Annotated in this window: 3 tRNA genes; all 3 read left to right on the forward strand. The window is 51.9% G+C overall.

Features of this window, described 5'->3' with window-relative positions:
* Positions 1-25 precede the first annotated feature (25 nt).
* The 3 genes from ASU02_RS24850 to ASU02_RS24860 all read left to right on the forward strand — a co-directional run bounded on the left by ASU02_RS24850 (position 26) and on the right by ASU02_RS24860 (position 297).
* A tRNA-Met gene (locus ASU02_RS24850) sits at positions 26-99 on the forward strand.
* A 12-nt stretch (positions 100-111) separates the two neighbouring features.
* Positions 112-204: transfer RNA gene (locus ASU02_RS24855), tRNA-Ser, on the forward strand.
* Positions 205-225: 21 nt separating this feature from the next.
* A tRNA-Asp gene (locus ASU02_RS24860) sits at positions 226-297 on the forward strand.

Below are 297 nucleotides of genomic sequence, written 5' to 3' on the forward strand. Positions count from 1 at the left end.
ATATCGATTATTAACATAATATTTTGGCGGCGTAGCTCAGCTGGCTAGAGCGTACGGTTCATACCCGTGAGGTCGGGGGTTCGATCCCCTCTGCCGCTACTTATTTAATATGGAGGAATACCCAAGTCCGGCTGAAGGGATCGGTCTTGAAAACCGACAGGCGGGTCAAACCGCGCAGGGGTTCGAATCCCCTTTCCTCCTCCACTTCAATTAATATAATAATTTGGTCCGGTAGTTCAGTTGGTTAGAATGCCTGCCTGTCACGCAGGAGGTCGCGGGTTCGAGTCCCGTCCGGAC

Source organism: Cytobacillus praedii (assembly GCF_001439605.1).
Classification (GTDB): Bacteria; Bacillota; Bacilli; order Bacillales; family Cytobacillaceae; genus Cytobacillus; species Cytobacillus praedii.